Origin of the sequence: Pseudomonas sp., from assembly GCF_030150285.1 — a bacterium.
GTDB lineage: Bacteria > Pseudomonadota > Gammaproteobacteria > Pseudomonadales > Pseudomonadaceae > Aquipseudomonas.
The window spans coordinates 1-16323 of record NZ_JASLGE010000025.1 but is presented as its reverse complement, the minus strand read 5'-3'; the positions used below and the strand labels follow the sequence as shown (position 1 = coordinate 16323).

The window sequence follows — 16323 nt, the reverse complement described above, 5'->3', positions numbered from 1 at the left end:
TCTCACACTAAAGCGTTGCGTTTGGCCAGCTCGATAAGGTCAACCAGAGAGTTGGCTTTCAATTTTTGCATGAGCCTTTTCTTATAAGTGCTCACGGTTTTATTACTGAGAAACATGCCGGTCGCTATTTCCTTGTTTGTTTTTCCTTGCGCGAACAGCTTCAGTACCATGAGTTCGCGGTCATTGACCAGCTTGAAGAGTTCGATTTCGGAGAAGTTATCGTCTTCGTTTTTTTCTGGAGTCAATGCTTGGCTTGGAAAGTAATTGTAGCCAGAAAATACAGCTTTAATAGCGCTGATAAGTTCGCTCAGATCTTCCTGCTTGCAAACATACCCTGCAGCCCCTGACTGCATGCAGCGCATAGCGAACAGGGCGGGTGACTGAGCTGTCAAGACAAGGGTTTTCAACGTTGAGTTCATCGCGTTGAAGCGTGCCAGCACTTCGAGTCCGTCGAGTTTTGGAATGCTGATGTCGAGAATAATCAGGTCAGGGACGCATTCTCGGATCATTTGCATTGCATCTACGCCATTGTCGGTTTCTCCGACTATTTCATACCCTTCATTTTCTAACAACATACGGATTGCCAGTCGGATTACCGGATGGTCGTCAACAATAAAGACAGTGTTCATATTAAATTCTCATAAGATGCGGTATAGAAAGCGCGCACCTTAGCTCAGATATTTAGGTGGGAACACGAAGTGAGTCGCTCCCAAGTGTAGTATGGGAATATTCTTACGATAAATAAGGCGTAAACTCACGAAATGATTAAGGTGTGGCGGTTATTTAAGTGGGGGCTGAATCGTTTGTTTAGTGGCTGATGTCAATTGTGTAGTTATATTCTTCGGTATAAAGGGAATTATCCTACAATATGTTTATCTTTATGCGAGATGTTTAATTGGGTGAGGTGTTTCTTTGAGTGAATAAGGGCGTATTGAACCGCCCTCGTTTTTTGCGGCGCAGGTGCGTGACTGCCCTTCAAGGGAAGGGCAGGGGTGTTTCAGGTCGGACTTGAGCGGCCAGTCATTTCTCGTGCCATCTCTGTGGCATAGCCATCGGTCATGCCAGCGATGAAGTCAATGATTCTCATGAATGAGCGATGCAATGGCCAATCAGGGTCGGGTGCGTTATGCCCCAGCAGGTCGAGAATACGGCGATTTTTGAAGGAAGGCGTTCGGCCTCCGTGTTGCTCCAGTGCTGCACCGCAAAAGGCGTTCAGCAGTATTTCCAGGGTGGTATAGGCACCGATTTCATGCAGGGTCTTGCGCTTGTCCTGGAAGATTTTTTTGCGCGCCATGTCTTTCGCATTCAGGACGCAGCGTTGGGCAGGGCCGTGCATATGTTCGACCAGATCACCCGACAGGGTACCTGCGAGCAGCGCATTCTGCTGTTCGACAAAGGCCTGTGCGGCCGCATTGGTCAGATGCTCGATGGCCTTGCCGCGAAGAATCGCCAATTTGCGCCGTTGAGAGTCCTTGGGGCCGAGCTGGCGATAGGTCTGCGGCACGTCATCACCCACCAGCCCCAGCAGTAGAGCCTCTACTTCGCTGTAACCCAGCAGGTCCATCTCCAGGCCGTCCTCCAGGTCAATCAGCGCATAACAGATGTCGTCGGCGGCTTCCATCAGGTAAACAAGAGGATGGCGTGCCCAGCGTTGCTCTTCGAGTTGCGGCAAGCCCAATTTGTGGGCGATGTTTTCGAGTAAGTGAAGCTCGCTTTGGTAACAGCCGAATTTGTGTTTTTTGTACCCCAGAGAGTCTGCATGGCGAGCGGTCCAGGGGTATTTGAGGAAAGTGCCCAACGTGGCGTGAGTCAGGCGGGTGCCGCCATCAAATTGGTGGTATTCCAGTTGGGTGAGCACCCTGAAGCCTTGCGCATTGCCTTCAAAGTTCAAAAAGTCGTTGCGCTCGGCGTCGCTCATTTCATCGAGCCAGCCGCGGTCAGCGGCCTGTTTAAACCAGTGGCGGATGGCGTCTTCACCGGAGTGGCCGAATGGCGGGTTGCCTATGTCATGTGCCAGGCAGGCTGACTGCACGACCATGCCCAAATCCGCCGGGTCGCACCATTCGGGCAGGGCACTGCGTAGTGTTTCGCCCACGCGCATGCCCAGTGAACGGCCGACACAACTGACTTCCAGCGAGTGGGTCAGGCGGGTGTGTATATGATCATTGCTATTGACGGGGTGCACTTGGGTCTTGCGTCCCAACCGCCGAAATGCGCCTGAGAAAATGATGCGGTCATGGTCTTTATGGAAAGGGCTGCGCCCGAGTTCTTCGGGGCTGTGGTGAGGTTTTCCGAGACGTTCGCGATTCAGCAGGGTTTGCCAATCCAAGGCGCAGTGCTCCGTGAGTGACTGAGGGCTCAGCTTCTCACTTAACCGCCGGGTTTTGTAGAGGCAACCTACATCGGTAGTAAGGGGCACTGGGTGAAGTGCCCCCTTTGCACATCGTGTGTAGCAGGCAGGTTCAAGGTTTGCGCGCGGACCCTTGAATCACCAGCTTGATCAGTGGCAGTAAGCTGGTAGCCAGGCCGATCAAGCGTGAGACGCCACCCACGCCCTTGCTTTTTGCCCCTTTTCCGGTGAGAAAACCCAACAACGTCACCACGCCCACACCCCAGAGGGGAGCGTGTTTAATGCCCAGGTTTTCTTGCCAGTTAGTGGTCAAGCCGCGCATTTTTTGCAAGGGCTCAAGCAACTGCTGCGACTCATGACGAATTTCTTGGCGGTGCATTTCCATGCGCAGGCGAATCAACAACTTGCGCATCTCGCGCCGCGACGCGTTTTGCGGCATTTCAGGCAGGCTCATGGCAATAAGCGCTCCCGGTCTTTGGCCAGTTCTTCAAGCGTGGCGTTAAAAGGAGAAGACTCATCGAACACTGCGGACTTAAGGCGCAAGCCGCAGAACACAGCGGCCAGAGCATAGAACACGCACAGCCCGATAATGCCTGCCAGGCGATAGGTGTCCCACACCATGATCAGTACCAGTGCCGACAACCCGATCAATAACAGCAACCCGAAGACCAGCGCCAACCCAGCGAATAGCAGCAGGCTGACCGTACGCGCCTTCTGCTCTTGCAGTTCGATGCCCAGCAATTCGACGTGGCTGTGCAACAGGCCCAAAAACGCGGCACCCAAGCGCCGCGGTGAGGAACGTGGGGAGTCGGATTCTTCGTTTGTCATATCAGCGCCGTGTGGCCAGCAGGCCAATCAGGAAGCCTACGCCCGCTGCGATACCCACGGATTGCCACGGGTTGGCCTGAACATAATCTTCAGTGGCTACCACGGCGGCTTGACCGCGTTCTTCGAGGGACTCTTTCGCGTCTTCAAGCGAGGCGCGGGCCTTGAGCAGGCTGTCCTTGATTTGCGCGCGTAGCTCGTCAGCCTGATCGCCGGCGATGCTCGCGGTGTGTTCCAGCAAGCGTTCAGTATCGCTGACCAAGGCTTGGAAATCAGCCTTCAGTATTTCTTGAGCAGTCTTTGCTTTTATGCGGGCCATGATTAACTCCGTGAGTGGCTTGTTGATGGTTCGAGTGTAGGCCTTTGCTGAAGGTTCACCGTTTTTCTTGGAAAAGCGCTGTGCAATTCAACTGACCGAGGCTCAATAGGGGTACGACATTACCTGAAATCATTCGTTTTCGCGGGCCGAATCCGGGGCATCGCGCGGGTCAGCGCTTTCAAAACAGCCTTCAAGCAGGTGGTATCGGTCATGACGGACTTCGTCCACTCGACGCCGCACGGCTTTCTCAGGCAGGCCCAGCAGGATAAGAGCGTGGGAGGCGAGCATCAGACTCGACTCCAGCAATTCCGGCACCACTTCAGTTGCACCTGCCGCCTTGAGTTCCGCGAGTTGGCTGTCGTCGCGTGTTCTGACCAGTACGGGAACCTCCAGGGTAATCAGGCGGGCTTCCTTGAGAATGCTCATGGCTACCTCGGTATTGTCCACCGCGATCACCACGAGGCGCGCACGATCAAGGCCGACGGCACGCAAAAGGTCGCCGCGCCGGGCGTCGCCGTAATGCACGTTGTTGTCTGTTTTTGAAGCGTCTTCTATGCGCTCAGGGTCATAGTCGAGGGCGATAAAGGCTTTGTGTTCGCGGCGCAGGAAACGCCCGATGGACTGGCCGACTCGACCGTAACCGCACATCACGACATGCCCGTGCAACTCGGCACTGTGAGCAGCAATGGCTTCGAGTTCGATTTCTTCGTTGGGCTTGCGATGCAAACTGGCTGCGATCCGGGGTGCGGCTCGCAGCAGCAAGGGTGTTAACAGCATCGAGCAGAAGGTGGCGGCCAACAGATAGCCGGCGATGTCGGCAGGAATCAGCGAATTGATCTGCATTTGCGCCATCAGCGCAAAGCAGAACTCACCGCCTTGAGCCAATGCCAGGCCGCTGCGCCACGCGGTTTCGCCGTCTCTGCCGCGTAACGTCAGCAGTGCCGCGACCACGCAGGCCTTGATCAGCATCAGGGCCAGTGTTAAGCCCAAAATCAGGACGCTGTGGTGAACAAACAGTTGCAGGTCGATCAGCATGCCAATACTGACAAAAAACAGCCCTAACAATATGTCGCGGAAAGGGCGGATATCGGCTTCGATCTGGTGCCGGTAATGGCTTTCACCCAGCAACATGCCGGCCAGAAAGGCCCCCAGCGCGGGTGATAAGCCCAGCAAGTGCGTCAGCCAGGCAGTCAGCAGTACGATCACCAGCGCCAGTAGCACAAACAATTCGGCTGAACGAGAGGCTGCCACTTCGCGGAACAGGCGCGGTAACAGAAAGCGGCTGGCCAACAGCAGCCCTATAAACAGAATGAGGGTTTTACCCAAGGTGACGGGCAGGGCCCAATACCAGGCGTGCTGGCTGCTTCCGGCAAAAACCGGTACCAGGGTCAGCAGCAACACCGCCACCACGTCTTGAAACAGCAGCACACCGATAGCGTTTTGACCGTGGGGGCTGAAAATCTCTCCCAGGCTAGTCAGTTCCTTGCTCACGATTGCCGTCGACGACAGCGAGAGCCCTGCTCCGAGCAGGAACGCGGTGCTGGCACTCAGGCCAAACGCATAGAGCAAGCCACCCAGCACTGCCGAACTGACCAGCACCTGTAAGCTGCCCAAGCCAAAGACCACGCGGCGCAGCTTGAGCATTTTGGGCAGCGAGAACTCTAGCCCCAGTGAAAACAGCAGAAAGACCACACCCATTTCAGCCAGGTCCGGCAGGTCGGGGCTGTCATTGATCCAGTCCAGCGCGGTTGGCCCGACAAACAGGCCGACACAGAGATAGCCCAGTACGGGCGGCAGTTGCAGGCGTCGAAACAGCGCGATCACCACCAGTGATGACGCCAGAATGATTAACAAATTGGCAAACACGACAGCCTTCCTTGATCAGTTCGTATAAAAAGCCGCGAGCATCGGTTAATTAAAAGAGGCTGGCGCTGATTTAAATCACAGGTGGGTGCCTGCTTTGGAGTGCGCCGCTCTGAACCTGCGCGACGAACTGCAGCTTTGACGGTTCAAGCGTAGAACAGAGCGGGGCAATTGTATGCTGGCATGCCCCTGTGCAAGCGCATGCCTCTGGCGTGGTCGCAGTGGTCGACGCCCCAAGGGAAGCCCCCTAAACTGCCCTCTTATTTTATTAAGGTCATTGTGATGCCTTCCGAATGCCAATTGTTCGGCACCTTGGGTTGCCACCTCTGTGAGTTGGCTGAAGCGCAATTGATGCCGCTGGTCGAGCATGGGTTGCGGGTTGAGCTGATCGATATTGCTGACAGTGAAACCCTGTTTGAAGCTTACGGTTTGCGTATACCCGTGTTGCGCCGCGTCGACACGGGTGAAGAATTGGGATGGCCGTTCGATACGGCGCAAGTGGTGCACTTTCTGTCATCTGCGCAATAATCGCCAGTTGCGTCCATCGTTCGAGTCCATTTATGTCCATCCCGCTTTTCAACGCCGCTGAGCATCAGGCCAGCACCTTGTATTTGCCGCCTGGCACGTGGTCGACGGTGTTTGAGTGTTTGTGCGAGCACTTTCGAGCCATCAGCCGTGAGCAATGGCTTGACCGGATTGCCCGTGGCCGTGTACTGGACGGTTATGGGGCACCGATCAGTGTGCAGTTGGCGTACAAGGAAGGGTTGCGAATTCACTATTTTCGCGAAGTGCCCAACGAAACGCCTATTGCGGCGCAAGAAACCATTTTGTTCGCGGATGAGCATTTGGTGGTGGCGGATAAGCCGCACTTTCTGCCTGTCACGCCTGCGGGTGAGTACGTTGAGCAGACCCTGCTCCGCCGTTTGATTCGTACCCTGGATAACCCGCATCTGGTGCCGCTGCATCGCATTGATCGCCACACGGCGGGGTTGGTGCTGTTTTCAGCCAACCCGAGCAGCCGTTCGGCTTATCAATCGTTGTTTCCCACACGTAAAATCGACAAGCGTTACGAAGCGATCGCCAAAGCCCTGCCTGCTCTTGAGTTGCCGCGGGTGCATAAAAGCCGTCTGGTGGAGGGTGAGCCGTTTTTTCGCATGCAGGAAGGCGTGGGTGTCAGCAACACTGAGACGCGGGTCGAAGTGTGTGAGAAAAACGGTGAGTTGTGGCGTTATGCGCTGTACCCGGTTACGGGTAAAAAGCACCAGTTACGGGTGCACATGGCTGCGCTGGGGGCAGGTATCTGCAACGATCCTTTTTATCCCGACGTGATCAAGGATGCAGTGGATGACTACGCCAACCCCCTGAAGTTACTGGCCCAAGGCTTGCGTTTTGACGATCCGCTGACGGGCGAACCGCGCGCCTTTGAAAGCCGCATTCGCCTGGACTGGTAGCGCTCCAGGCTACAGAACCCGCACCAGGCGGGTTCTGTGCTGGAGTCTGGGGCTTACAGGTCTTTAACTGTGCGAATCTGATCTTTATTGATGCGGGTGACTTTACCGTCCAGTTGTTTGAACTGGTAAAAGCCCGAGGCAGCATCGTACTTGGGCGTGTCGACTGCCTGGATTTCACGACCGTCGTTGAGCGTGATTACTGTCGGCGAAGCGCAGCCCGCCAGAGCGGCCAGGCCAGCAGCCAGCATAAGAGCAGCGATAGTCCGATGAGTCATGGTGTTTCTCCAACAATTGAGAGTGCTTGAAAAATAACTGTTTTTGAGACGTGTACAACGCCGGCAAGTTCCGCTTCCAGTATTGCGGGGTCGACGTGGCGGGTCAATTCAGTGTTTGCGGGGTATTGAAGTTGTTCAGCCGCGGTTCATTCTCTGCGCATTGCACGGTCTGTGCATTGAGCTCAAGCAAGATATGGCGCGGGCTGCGTTCGCCAGATTGCCAGGCCGCTTCGATTTCGGCTGCCCGTGCCACCGGGATCACACACAGCAGCGGCTCCCAGTAGCGACCCTGGCGCACCATTGCCGGCACGGTGGGGTTTGCACTGGCAACGTGCAGCAGGGCTGTGAGCAATGCGCTGTCGACGCCGGGCACGTCACAGGGCAATACCAGCAGGTGTGAGTGTTTGGCTACGCTCAGACCGGCGCGAATGCCCGCCAGCGGCCCGTCAAAGTGGTCGTTGCCGTCGCTGATGACGTGATCGGCATAAAGGGCGTACTGCTCGCGATTGCGGTTGCACGAGATGATCAGGTCATCGGTGAAAGGCCGCGCAACACGCTGCACATGGCTGATCAAGTGCTCGCCTCGCCACATCACCAGGCCTTTGTCTTGACCGCCCATGCGCTGGCCGCGCCCACCGGCGAGCAGCAGAATGGAGCATTGAAGCAAGTTCATGGGTTGACTCCGTGCAACCAGGCAAATGAAGGGCTGTGATATAACATCGGGCTGTTTTTCCTACAACTGGACCTCACCCATGAACGCCAAGGCTGATGCACCTTTTGTCCCTTTGAACATTGCCGTGCTGACGGTCAGTGATACCCGAACCCTGGACACTGACACTTCAGGGCAAGTGTTTGTCGAGCGCTTGAACGCTGCCGGGCATTACCTGGCCGCGCGAGTGCTGCTCAAGGACGACCTCTACAAAATTCGCGCCCAGGTCGCGACCTGGATTGCCGATGACTCGGTGAACGTGGTGTTGATCACGGGCGGTACCGGGTTTACAGCCCGCGACAGCACGCCTGAAGCCGTGAGCTGTTTGCTGGACAAACAGGTTGATGGTTTCGGCGAGTTGTTCCGTCAGATCTCGGTCGCTGATATTGGCACTTCGACCGTGCAGTCCCGGGCGCTGGCCGGTTTGGCCAACGGCACCCTGGTGTGCTGCTTGCCGGGCTCAACCAACGCCGTGCGCACAGGCTGGGATGGCATTCTGGCCGAACAGCTCGATTCGCGGCATCGCCCGTGCAATTTTGTCGCTCATTTGAAGCAGGCACCGGCCTGTGAACCCCGTGGATAAGCCGGGCCGAACCGGTGCACTCATGCCGGTCGAAGACGCCTTGGCGCAATTGCTGGCGCTGGCCGAGGCTTCGTCGATCCGCGACAGTGAGTGGGTCGACCTTGCAGCGAGCCACGGCCGGGTCTTGGCTCATGACCTGATTTCCACACTGGATCTGCCGCCTTGGCCGAACAGTGCGATGGACGGTTATGCGTTAAGTGCTGCCGAGGGTTCGGCGGGGCCGTTGGTGGTCAGCCAACGGATTTTTGCAGGGCGTGCGCCTGAACCGCTGACCCCCGGCACCTGTGCACGAATTTTTACCGGTGCGCCCGTTCCGGTGGGCGCGGATTGCGTCGAAATGCAAGAAAACGTTCAGGTGCAGGCCGACGGCCGCGTGACGTTTACTGAAGCGCTGCACTCCGGTCAGAACATTCGGCCACAAGGCCAGGAAACGACGGTAGGGGAAGTCGTGTTGTCGGCGGGCACTCGGCTGGGGCCGGTAGAGCAAGGCTTGGCCGCCTCATTGGGGTGTGCCGTGTTGCAGGTGATTCGGCGGGTGCGAGTGGCCGTCTTGTCGACCGGGGATGAATTGATTGAGCCGGGCCAACCCTTGGGGCCAGGGCAGATCTACAACAGCAACCGCGTGGTGCTGTGCAGTTGGCTGACCCGAATGGGCTGCGACGTGGTGGATGCCGGTATCTTGCCGGATGACTTGCCGGCGACCCGCCAGCGTCTGGGTGAGCTGGGGGCTGTGGACCTGATCTTGTCCACGGGTGGCGTTTCAGTGGGTGAAGCCGATTTTCTCGGGATTGCCCTGCGCGAAGCCGGTGAACTGGCATTGTGGAAACTGGCCATAAAACCTGGAAAACCGCTGACCTTCGGGCATTTTCGCGGTACCCCCGTGATAGGGCTGCCAGGCAACCCGGCCTCGACCCTCGTGACTTTCGCGATGCTGGCGCGGCCTTATCTGTTGCGCCGTCAGGGCGTACAAGCGGTCGAGCCCCTGAAGTTTGCCGTGCCGGCCGGGTTTGTCTGGCCCAAACCGGGCAACCGCCGCGAGTACCTGCGTGCACGCCTGGAAAACGGCCGGGCGATCATTTACAAAAACCAGAGTTCCGGTGTGTTGCGCAGTGCCGCGTGGGCTGAAGGGCTGGTGGAAGTGCTCGAAGGCACCACGCTGGTTGAAGGTGATCACGTCGGGTTTATTCCGCTGAGCGAAGTCTTGGCTTAAGCCGCGGTCAATGGGGGGGCGGCACCCGCCCGTACAGGTCGGTGAAGCGCACGATGTCGTCCTCGCCCACATACTCCCCGCTTTGTACTTCGATCATCACCAGGTCCACTTCGCCGGCATTGACCAGCCGGTGAGGGCGGCCGGGCTTGATGAACGTGGACTCATTGGTGTCGAGTACAAACTCGCGGTCACCGTTGGTCACCCGGGCCATGCCGCTGACCACAACCCAGTGTTCGCTGCGGTGGCGATGCATTTGCAAGGACAGCGCACCGTGCGGCTTGACCACAATGCGTTTGATTTTGAACCCCGGGCCTTCTTCGAGCACCGTATAAGTGCCCCACGGCCGTGTCACCGTACGATGCAGGCGATAAGCGTCGTGACCCTGGCGCTTGAGCTCGCGGGCAATGTAACTCACATCCTGGCTGCGGTTGGCGTCGGCCACCAGCAAGGCGTCCGGCGTGTCGATAATGATCAGGTCATTCAGGCCAACGCCCCCCACCAGCCGTTTGGGCGAGTCGATATAGCAGTTATGCACATCATGCAGCACGTGATCCCCCGTGCAATGGTTGCCATTGGCATCCGCCGGGCTTAACTCACGCACAGCCTGCCATGAACCGATATCGCTCCAGCCGGGTTCGCACGGCACCACCGCCACGTTGCGGGAGTGCTCCATCAGCGCATAGTCGATGGAAATGTCGGGCACCTGCGCGAAGGTGTGGCTGTCCAGTTCCAGATGGCGCGTGTGCGGCCCCTCAAACAACGGGCTGCGTTCCAGGCATTGGCTTACAGCAGCCAGCACTTCTGGCGCGTGTTCTTCGAATTCGCGCAGCAGCGTATCGACGCGCATGCAAAACATGCCGCTGTTCCATAGGTGTAAACCGCCCTCAAAGTAGCGGCGGGCGGTCGCAAGGTCAGGTTTCTCGACGAAGCGGGTCACGGTATGGCTGCCGTTAGTCAGTGCCGCGCCTGTTTCGATATAGCCAAAACCGGTTTCTGCGCGGGTTGGCACGATGCCGAACGTGACCAGCCAGCCCTGGTCGGCCAATTGGCGGGCACGCTCGACAGCCTGGGCGAAAGCGCCAAGGTCGGTCATCAAATGATCGGCGGGCAGCACCAGTAGTTGTGCCTCGTCACCGTAACGCCGGGCGACGTGCAACGCAGCGGCGGCAATGGCGGGTGCGGTGTTGCGCCCGAAGGGCTCAAGAATAAACCCCAGCTCAACGCGATCCTGATTCAAGGCGCGGTAGTCGTCGAGCGTGCGGAAGAACACCTCGCGATTGGTCACCGTCAGCAGTTGGCTCACGCCCGGCAAGCCGACGGCACGTTGAAAGGTCTTCTGCAGCAGGCTCTCGCCATCGGGCAAGGACATAAAGGGCTTGGGCATGGCCTCGCGCGACACTGGCCATAGCCGAGTGCCTGCGCCACCGGCGATGATGCAGGGAATGAGTGTGCTCATTGAGAATGTCTATAGAGTCGAAGGGGCGCTAACCGGTGCGCAAGTTTGACCGGTTCCGACGCAATGATCGACCCGTTGATGCCAATGCGGGGTATCAGGTAAAAAAACTGGCGTGAAGAAGGGCCTTTCGGGTGGGCTTGTTGTCCAAAAACCACGTTGACGAGTTCGAGGACTGAAACATGAGTGCAGGTAAGGCTTTTTTGATTTTGCACGGCAAGCAAGCGCTAAACGAAGACGTGCGCGCCGCGGTTGAGCAGCGGCGCACCATGGGCTGGGAGTTGGCGGTTCGCCTGACCTGGGAGGCGGGTGACGCGCAGCGCCTGGTGGGTGAAGCGCTTGCGGCGGGTTACGACCACATCATTGCGGGCGGGGGGGATGGCACGTTGCGCGATGTGTGCGAAGCGCTGGCGCGCGCCGGTACTCAGGCCAGCCTGGTACTGTTGCCACTGGGTACCGCCAATGACTTTGCCCGGGCGGCTGGGGTCTCCCTGGAGCCGCACGAGGCGTTGGCTTTGCTGGATGTGCCCGCACGGCCTGTCGACCTGGGTGAAGCCGGCGATCAGCTCTTCCTGAACATGGCCACGGGCGGTTTTGGCAGCCAAGTCACGGCCAATACTTCCGAAGACCTGAAAAAAGTGCTGGGCGGTGCGGCCTATCTGTTTACCGGGTTGTCGCGCTTTGGCGAGCTGCACGCGGCCTATGCCGAGTTGCAGGGCCCGGATTTTCACTGGCAGGGTGAGTTGCTGGCGCTGGGCATCGGCAACGGTCGCCAGGCGGGAGGTGGTCATGAACTGTGTCCGCAGGCCTTGGCCGATGATGGCCTGTTGGATATCAGCATTTTACCCGCTCCGCAGGAAGTGGTCGGTACCGTCAAAAGCCTGATGACGGACGGCTGGGGGCTGGACAATTTGTTCGTTCGGGCACGTCTGCCCTGGGTCGACATCAAGGCGAGCGAAGGGCTCTCGCTCAACCTGGATGGTGAACCCATGCAGGGCGATACCTTACGTTTCAGCGTGCGCAAGGGGGCGGTGAACGTGCATTTACCCAAGGATTCGCCCCTGCTGAGTCAAGGTCTTTGAACCTGAGCCGATAACCTTGTACATCTTGCCCTTTCGCTCAGGAGTTGTTCATGGCTGGCATTCTCGACACGGTAGATCAGCGCACTCAGCTGGTGGGTGCAAACCGCCTGGAACTGCTGATGTTTCGCCTGGCGGGTCGGCAATTGTTTGCGATCAATGTGTTCAAGGTTCAAGAAGTCGTGCCGTTGCCGGCGTTGACCCTGATGCCGCACCGTCACCCTCACGTCTGTGGCGTGGTGAACCTTCGCGGTAAAACCTTGCCAGTGATCGATTTGTCCCGGGCGATTGGCATGCGCCCGGTAGTGCCAGGGCCGGACAGCACGATTATTGTGACCGAGTATAACCGTTCGATTCAGGCGTTTCTGGTGGGGGGCGTTGATCGCATCGTCAACCTGAATTGGGAAGAAATTCTGCCGCCGCCCGGCAGTGCCGGGCGTCAGCATTACCTGACAGCCATCAGCAAAGTGGATGAGCAACTGGTCGAAATCATTGACGTTGAGAAGGTGCTGGCTGAAATCGTGCCGTACAACGCCCGGGTCTCCCGTGAAAAATTGGCCGACCCGTTGCTTGAACAGGCCCGGGGCCGAGAAGTGCTGTTGGTGGATGATTCCAGCGTGGCGCTGGCACAACTGCGTGAAACACTCGCGCAATTGGGCATCAACATGCACGTGGCCAGCGATGGCCTTAAAGCCCTGAACCTGCTCAAGAAGTGGGCGGACAGCGGCCACGTGATGACAGACAAGTTGCTGATGGTGTTCACGGATGCCGAGATGCCGGAAATGGATGGCTATCGGCTAACCACGGAAATTCGTGGCGATGCGCGCCTGCGAGACCTTTACGTCGTGCTGCACACCTCATTGTCGGGGAGCTTCAATGAGTCGATGGTCAAGAAAGTCGGTTGCGATAATTTTCTCTCCAAATTCCAGCCCGATAAATTGGTCGATGTGGTCCGCGAGCGCTTGCTGCGGGATCAAGTGCCCGCGTAACGCGCCGTCGACCGGGTGATCTTTGCAGGGCCGGGGCGCTCGTATACTGTGGTGTTTTTTCCGCAAGGAATTGACCCATGCTGCGTTTGAGCGCGCTTTATCGTTTCCCTTTGAAGTCGGCCAAGGGCGAACACCTGTCCGCCGTCCACCTGGACCGGTTGGGTGTGGTCGGTGATCGCCGCTGGATGGTGGTGGAGGCGGCGAGTGGGCGCTTTCTCACCCAGCGCGCGGACCCGAAAATGAGCCAATTGTCTGCGCTGTGGAATGGCTCGGGCGGGTTGACGCTGAGCGCTGAACACCTCGGGGCGCTGGACGTGGCCGTGCCGCAGGCCGATACAAGCTTGCGTGGCGTCACCCTCTGGCGCGACACGTTGCGCGTGCCGGATGCCGGCGATGAGGCAGCTGACTGGCTGAGTCGCTTTATGGGTAAGTCGGTGCGCCTGGTGCATGTCCCGCTCGAACGTGCACGCACGACCGAGGCCGGTTATGGCCGTGATGATGACAAGGTCGCGTTTGCCGATGGTTTCCCATTGCTGCTGATCGGTCAGGCCTCGCTGGATGACCTTTCGAGCAAGGTCGGCCGGTCGTTGGGCATGTTGCGTTTCAGGCCCAACCTGGTAGTTGAAGGTAGTGCAGCCTTTGCTGAAGACGGCTGGAAGCGAATCCGCATCGGCGATATCGAGTTTCGTGTGGTCAAGCCCTGTTCTCGCTGCATCCTCACGACCGTTGACCCGCACACCGGTGTGCGCGATGAACGACGCGAACCGCTCACGACCTTATCTACCTACCGCAAGCAGGACGGTGAGGTCATGTTTGGCCAGAACCTGGTCAATGACAGCGAGGGCGTACTGGAAGTCGGAATGCCAGTCACCCTTCTGGAATAACGCATCACGCGCCTGTAGGCGCGAGCTTGCTCGCGATCTGTTGAAGTTCAAAAGATCGCAAGCAGTCGAGCGTCGATAAGGGCCTGAGAGTGATCACTGATCGTCAAAAAACCGCTCATGCCAATCCACGATGGGCTGTGGCACGTTGAGTTTCTGGCCGTAGATCACCGAGTACGACAATACGTTTTGCACGTACTGACGGGTCTCGTCGAACGGGATGCTTTCAACCCAGACGTCGAAGCCCAGGTGGTTGGCACCCTTGAGCCATTGGCGAACGCGGCCGGGGCCGGCGTTATAGGCGGCCGATGCCAGCACCCGGTTGCCATTGAACTGGCCATGCACCTGGCTGAGGTAGGCCGCACCCAGTTGAATATTGGTGTCCGGGTTTAGTACTTGCTGTGGTGACGCCAGCGGGATGCTGAACCGGCGGGCCGTCTCCTTGGCGGTGGCAGGCATCAATTGCATCAGGCCGCTGGCCCCCACGCCGGAGCGGGCATCGTCCATAAACGCACTTTCCTGGCGGGTGATAGCAAAGACCCAGCTCGGGTGCAGCCCGCGTACTTTGGCTTCACGAACCAGGGTCTCGCGGTGAGCCATCGGGAAGCGAATGTTCAGGTCGTCCCAGTACTGCGCTTGGCTGATGGTGCGAATGGCCGGGAAATACCATTTCATGTCGTAGGCCAGCTTGGCCTGGGCGACCATTTCGTCGCGGTTGAAATGACGGCTAACGTGATACCACTCACGACGCCCGTCGACGATTTGCCCACGGTCATGAAACTCCAGCGCCCGTTGAACGCCCGGGGTATTGCGCACCTTACTGATCAGCTGAGGGCTGAGCATCAGCGGTTTGTTATTGAGCTGGTAGGGCGCGTGGGCGCGATCGGCCGCCAGAAAGCCGTAGAAGTCGCGCTCGTTGGCGACTTTCTTGAACAGCGCTTGTGCCTGAGGGTTTTTGGGTTCGGCCAGTTCGAGGCTGCGGGCCTGCCAGTAACGCCAGCGGCTGGTGTTCGCCAGATCTTCAGGCAGTTTGCGGGTCAACTGGTAGGCCTCTTCCCAGCGCCCCAGGCGCAACAGCAACCGCAGGCGCCACTCCGTGACGGTGTTGTCGCGTAACTCCGGGTCGTACCGGGTCATGATGTCCAGGCCGCGACTGTCGTAGCGGCGTGCGAACGTCAGGCCGATTTCACGGGCGATGGCGACTTTTTCGTCGCGCGAAAAGTGCATGTTGTTGGCGTAGGTGTCCAGCAACCCGGCGGCTTTCTCTGGGTCTTGCCGGGCTAGGCGGCGCAAACCGAGGCCGACGGCGTCGGACATGGCTTCACTGGCTGGCAGGAAGCGCGAGGGTTGGCTGAGCAGATCGGGCTTTTGCGCAACCTCAATCATCAGCTTTGCTTGCGGACCCAAGGTGTTCAGGCCGCTGGCCAATGACGTGGCCAGCGCATAATTACGGGCTTCAGCCGCCAGCTTGACCCGCTGCCAGCGCTTTTGTTCGGTCAACTGGCCTTGCGCCGCCCATTGGCTGAACAGCGCATCACAAGCGGCGGGTTGCGCCTTGCCGACCATCCACAGTTTTTCGGCGCTGGCATAGCCTTCGGCCTTGAGGTTGTGATTGAGCTGATACTGACCGTTGAGGCAGTCGAGTTCAGTGAAATTGAGTTTTGGGTCGTAGTACTTGACGAAGGTCGCCCAGTCACCGCGCTCAGCCAGCCAGCGCAGCCAGCGCAATTTCATCCAGTTGGCCTGTGGCAGGTCGCCATGCTCGGCCAGGAACTGCTCGATTTCGGTATTGCTGGCCGACTTGAGGCGCGCGGTCAGTTCGTCGTACGCCAGGTAAGGCGTTAGCGGGTAGCTGCGCAGGGCGGCGGCATTCTGAAAATAGGGGCCTGAATCGCCTTTGGCCAATGCTCGCTTGGCGTTGTCATAGAGTTGGCGTTGTTGAGTGAGGTCGGCGGCCAAGGTGGATTGAACGGCACACCCGGTGAGAAGCAGGCAGGATAAAAAATTAAAAAGACGACTGCGCATGAGGCTTCCGTACGAATAAATAAACGCGACAAGTGCGGGCAAGGCCGCACTGATTGTCCCGTAGCTTAGCCTTTTGCCGGCAGCCCGTGAACGCCTCACCGGTCAAGCGGTGCAACTTGGCACTAAATGGATGGCGGAGGCGGCCGAACACGAAATACCCGGCCGCCTGAGGGCTCAAATCAGGTAGAATGCGCGCCCAGTTTTTGGAGAAGCTCATGACCCTGCTCAAATTCAGCGATGTGTCCCTTGCTTTCGGCTCTACGCCGTTGTTGGACAAGGTGTCCTGGCAGATCGCCCGTGGAGAGCGGGTG

18 protein-coding genes are annotated in these 16323 nt (G+C 58.2%); 8 read left to right on the top strand and 10 right to left on the bottom strand.

Annotated features, from left to right (window positions below; translation table 11 throughout):
- Positions 1 to 2 precede the first annotated feature (2 nt).
- The 6 genes from Q1W15_RS04670 to Q1W15_RS04645 all read right to left on the bottom strand — a co-directional run bounded on the left by Q1W15_RS04670 (position 3) and on the right by Q1W15_RS04645 (position 5360).
- On the bottom strand, positions 3 to 629 hold the full coding sequence (locus Q1W15_RS04670) for a response regulator transcription factor (protein WP_300724382.1): 627 nt from the start codon (positions 627 to 629) through the stop codon (positions 3 to 5).
- Between the two features lie 368 nt (positions 630 to 997).
- Entirely contained in the window at positions 998 to 2329 is a 1332-nt protein-coding gene (locus tag Q1W15_RS04665; RefSeq protein ID WP_300724375.1) for a deoxyguanosinetriphosphate triphosphohydrolase, read from the bottom strand.
- Between the two features lie 133 nt (positions 2330 to 2462).
- Complete coding sequence (locus Q1W15_RS04660; RefSeq protein ID WP_300724373.1) at positions 2463 to 2804, bottom strand: hypothetical protein; 342 nt, start codon at positions 2802 to 2804, stop codon at positions 2463 to 2465.
- The gene (locus Q1W15_RS04655) at positions 2801 to 3178 is read right to left on the bottom strand and encodes a phage holin family protein (RefSeq protein ID WP_300724367.1); all 378 of its coding nucleotides are present in this window, start codon (positions 3176 to 3178) and stop codon (positions 2801 to 2803) included. Before Q1W15_RS04655 ends, Q1W15_RS04660 begins: the two co-directional genes overlap by 4 nt.
- A 1-nt stretch (position 3179) precedes the next feature.
- The gene (locus tag Q1W15_RS04650; protein ID WP_300724357.1) at positions 3180 to 3494 is read right to left on the bottom strand and encodes a YqjD family protein; all 315 of its coding nucleotides are present in this window, start codon (positions 3492 to 3494) and stop codon (positions 3180 to 3182) included.
- Positions 3495 to 3623: 129 nt separating this feature from the next.
- Entirely contained in the window at positions 3624 to 5360 is a 1737-nt protein-coding gene (locus tag Q1W15_RS04645; protein ID WP_300724348.1) for a monovalent cation:proton antiporter-2 (CPA2) family protein, read from the bottom strand.
- 279 nt (positions 5361 to 5639) lie between these two features.
- On the opposite strand from Q1W15_RS04645, the gene Q1W15_RS04640 reads away from it, so the two are divergent.
- Positions 5640 to 5885 (top strand): glutaredoxin family protein, encoded by a 246-nt coding sequence (locus tag Q1W15_RS04640; RefSeq protein ID WP_300724343.1) that lies wholly within the window; start codon positions 5640 to 5642, stop codon positions 5883 to 5885.
- A 32-nt stretch (positions 5886 to 5917) separates the two neighbouring features.
- Positions 5918 to 6808: a pseudouridine synthase gene (locus Q1W15_RS04635; protein ID WP_300724342.1), complete on the top strand. Its 891-nt coding sequence runs from the start codon at positions 5918 to 5920 to the stop codon at positions 6806 to 6808.
- A gap of 53 nt (positions 6809 to 6861) precedes the next feature.
- Here the strand turns inward: Q1W15_RS04635 and Q1W15_RS04630 are convergent, their stop codons facing one another.
- Together Q1W15_RS04630 and mobA are read right to left on the bottom strand one after the other, a co-directional pair.
- A complete protein-coding gene (locus Q1W15_RS04630) occupies positions 6862 to 7083 on the bottom strand; it encodes a YgdI/YgdR family lipoprotein (RefSeq protein WP_300724341.1) in 222 nt (73 codons plus the stop codon).
- A 103-nt stretch (positions 7084 to 7186) separates the two neighbouring features.
- Positions 7187 to 7756 carry a molybdenum cofactor guanylyltransferase MobA gene (gene mobA / locus Q1W15_RS04625; RefSeq protein WP_300724340.1) on the bottom strand — a complete coding sequence of 190 codons (570 nt, stop codon included), beginning with the start codon at positions 7754 to 7756 and terminating at the stop codon, positions 7187 to 7189.
- A gap of 79 nt (positions 7757 to 7835) precedes the next feature.
- On the opposite strand from mobA, the gene moaB reads away from it, so the two are divergent.
- Together moaB and glp are read left to right on the top strand one after the other, a co-directional pair.
- Entirely contained in the window at positions 7836 to 8375 is a 540-nt protein-coding gene (gene moaB, locus Q1W15_RS04620; protein ID WP_300724339.1) for a molybdenum cofactor biosynthesis protein B, read from the top strand.
- Positions 8359 to 9585 carry a gephyrin-like molybdotransferase Glp gene (gene glp, locus Q1W15_RS04615; RefSeq protein ID WP_300724338.1) on the top strand — a complete coding sequence of 409 codons (1227 nt, stop codon included), beginning with the start codon at positions 8359 to 8361 and terminating at the stop codon, positions 9583 to 9585. The genes moaB and glp overlap by 17 nt, the downstream gene beginning before the upstream one ends.
- A 7-nt stretch (positions 9586 to 9592) precedes the next feature.
- On the opposite strand, the gene Q1W15_RS04610 is transcribed toward glp, so the two are convergent.
- Positions 9593 to 11041 carry a mannose-1-phosphate guanylyltransferase/mannose-6-phosphate isomerase gene (locus Q1W15_RS04610; protein ID WP_300724337.1) on the bottom strand — a complete coding sequence of 483 codons (1449 nt, stop codon included), beginning with the start codon at positions 11039 to 11041 and terminating at the stop codon, positions 9593 to 9595.
- 179 nt (positions 11042 to 11220) lie between these two features.
- On the opposite strand from Q1W15_RS04610, the gene yegS reads away from it, so the two are divergent.
- The 3 genes from yegS (at position 11221) to Q1W15_RS04595 (ending at position 13990) form a co-directional block, all read left to right on the top strand.
- Entirely contained in the window at positions 11221 to 12120 is a 900-nt protein-coding gene (gene yegS, locus Q1W15_RS04605) for a lipid kinase YegS (protein ID WP_300724336.1), read from the top strand.
- Positions 12121 to 12170: 50 nt separating this feature from the next.
- Entirely contained in the window at positions 12171 to 13106 is a 936-nt protein-coding gene (locus tag Q1W15_RS04600) for a chemotaxis protein CheV (RefSeq protein ID WP_300724327.1), read from the top strand.
- A gap of 77 nt (positions 13107 to 13183) precedes the next feature.
- Positions 13184 to 13990, top strand: coding sequence for an MOSC domain-containing protein (locus Q1W15_RS04595; protein ID WP_300724321.1), 807 nt, complete (start codon positions 13184 to 13186; stop codon positions 13988 to 13990).
- A gap of 93 nt (positions 13991 to 14083) precedes the next feature.
- On the opposite strand, the gene Q1W15_RS04590 is transcribed toward Q1W15_RS04595, so the two are convergent.
- Positions 14084 to 16012: a transglycosylase SLT domain-containing protein gene (locus Q1W15_RS04590; RefSeq protein ID WP_300724312.1), complete on the bottom strand. Its 1929-nt coding sequence runs from the start codon at positions 16010 to 16012 to the stop codon at positions 14084 to 14086.
- A 215-nt stretch (positions 16013 to 16227) separates the two neighbouring features.
- Between Q1W15_RS04590 and Q1W15_RS04585 the strand changes: the two genes are divergently transcribed.
- Positions 16228 to 16323 (top strand): hypothetical protein (locus tag Q1W15_RS04585; protein WP_300724523.1); only part of this gene is annotated, 96 nt, incomplete at its 3' end.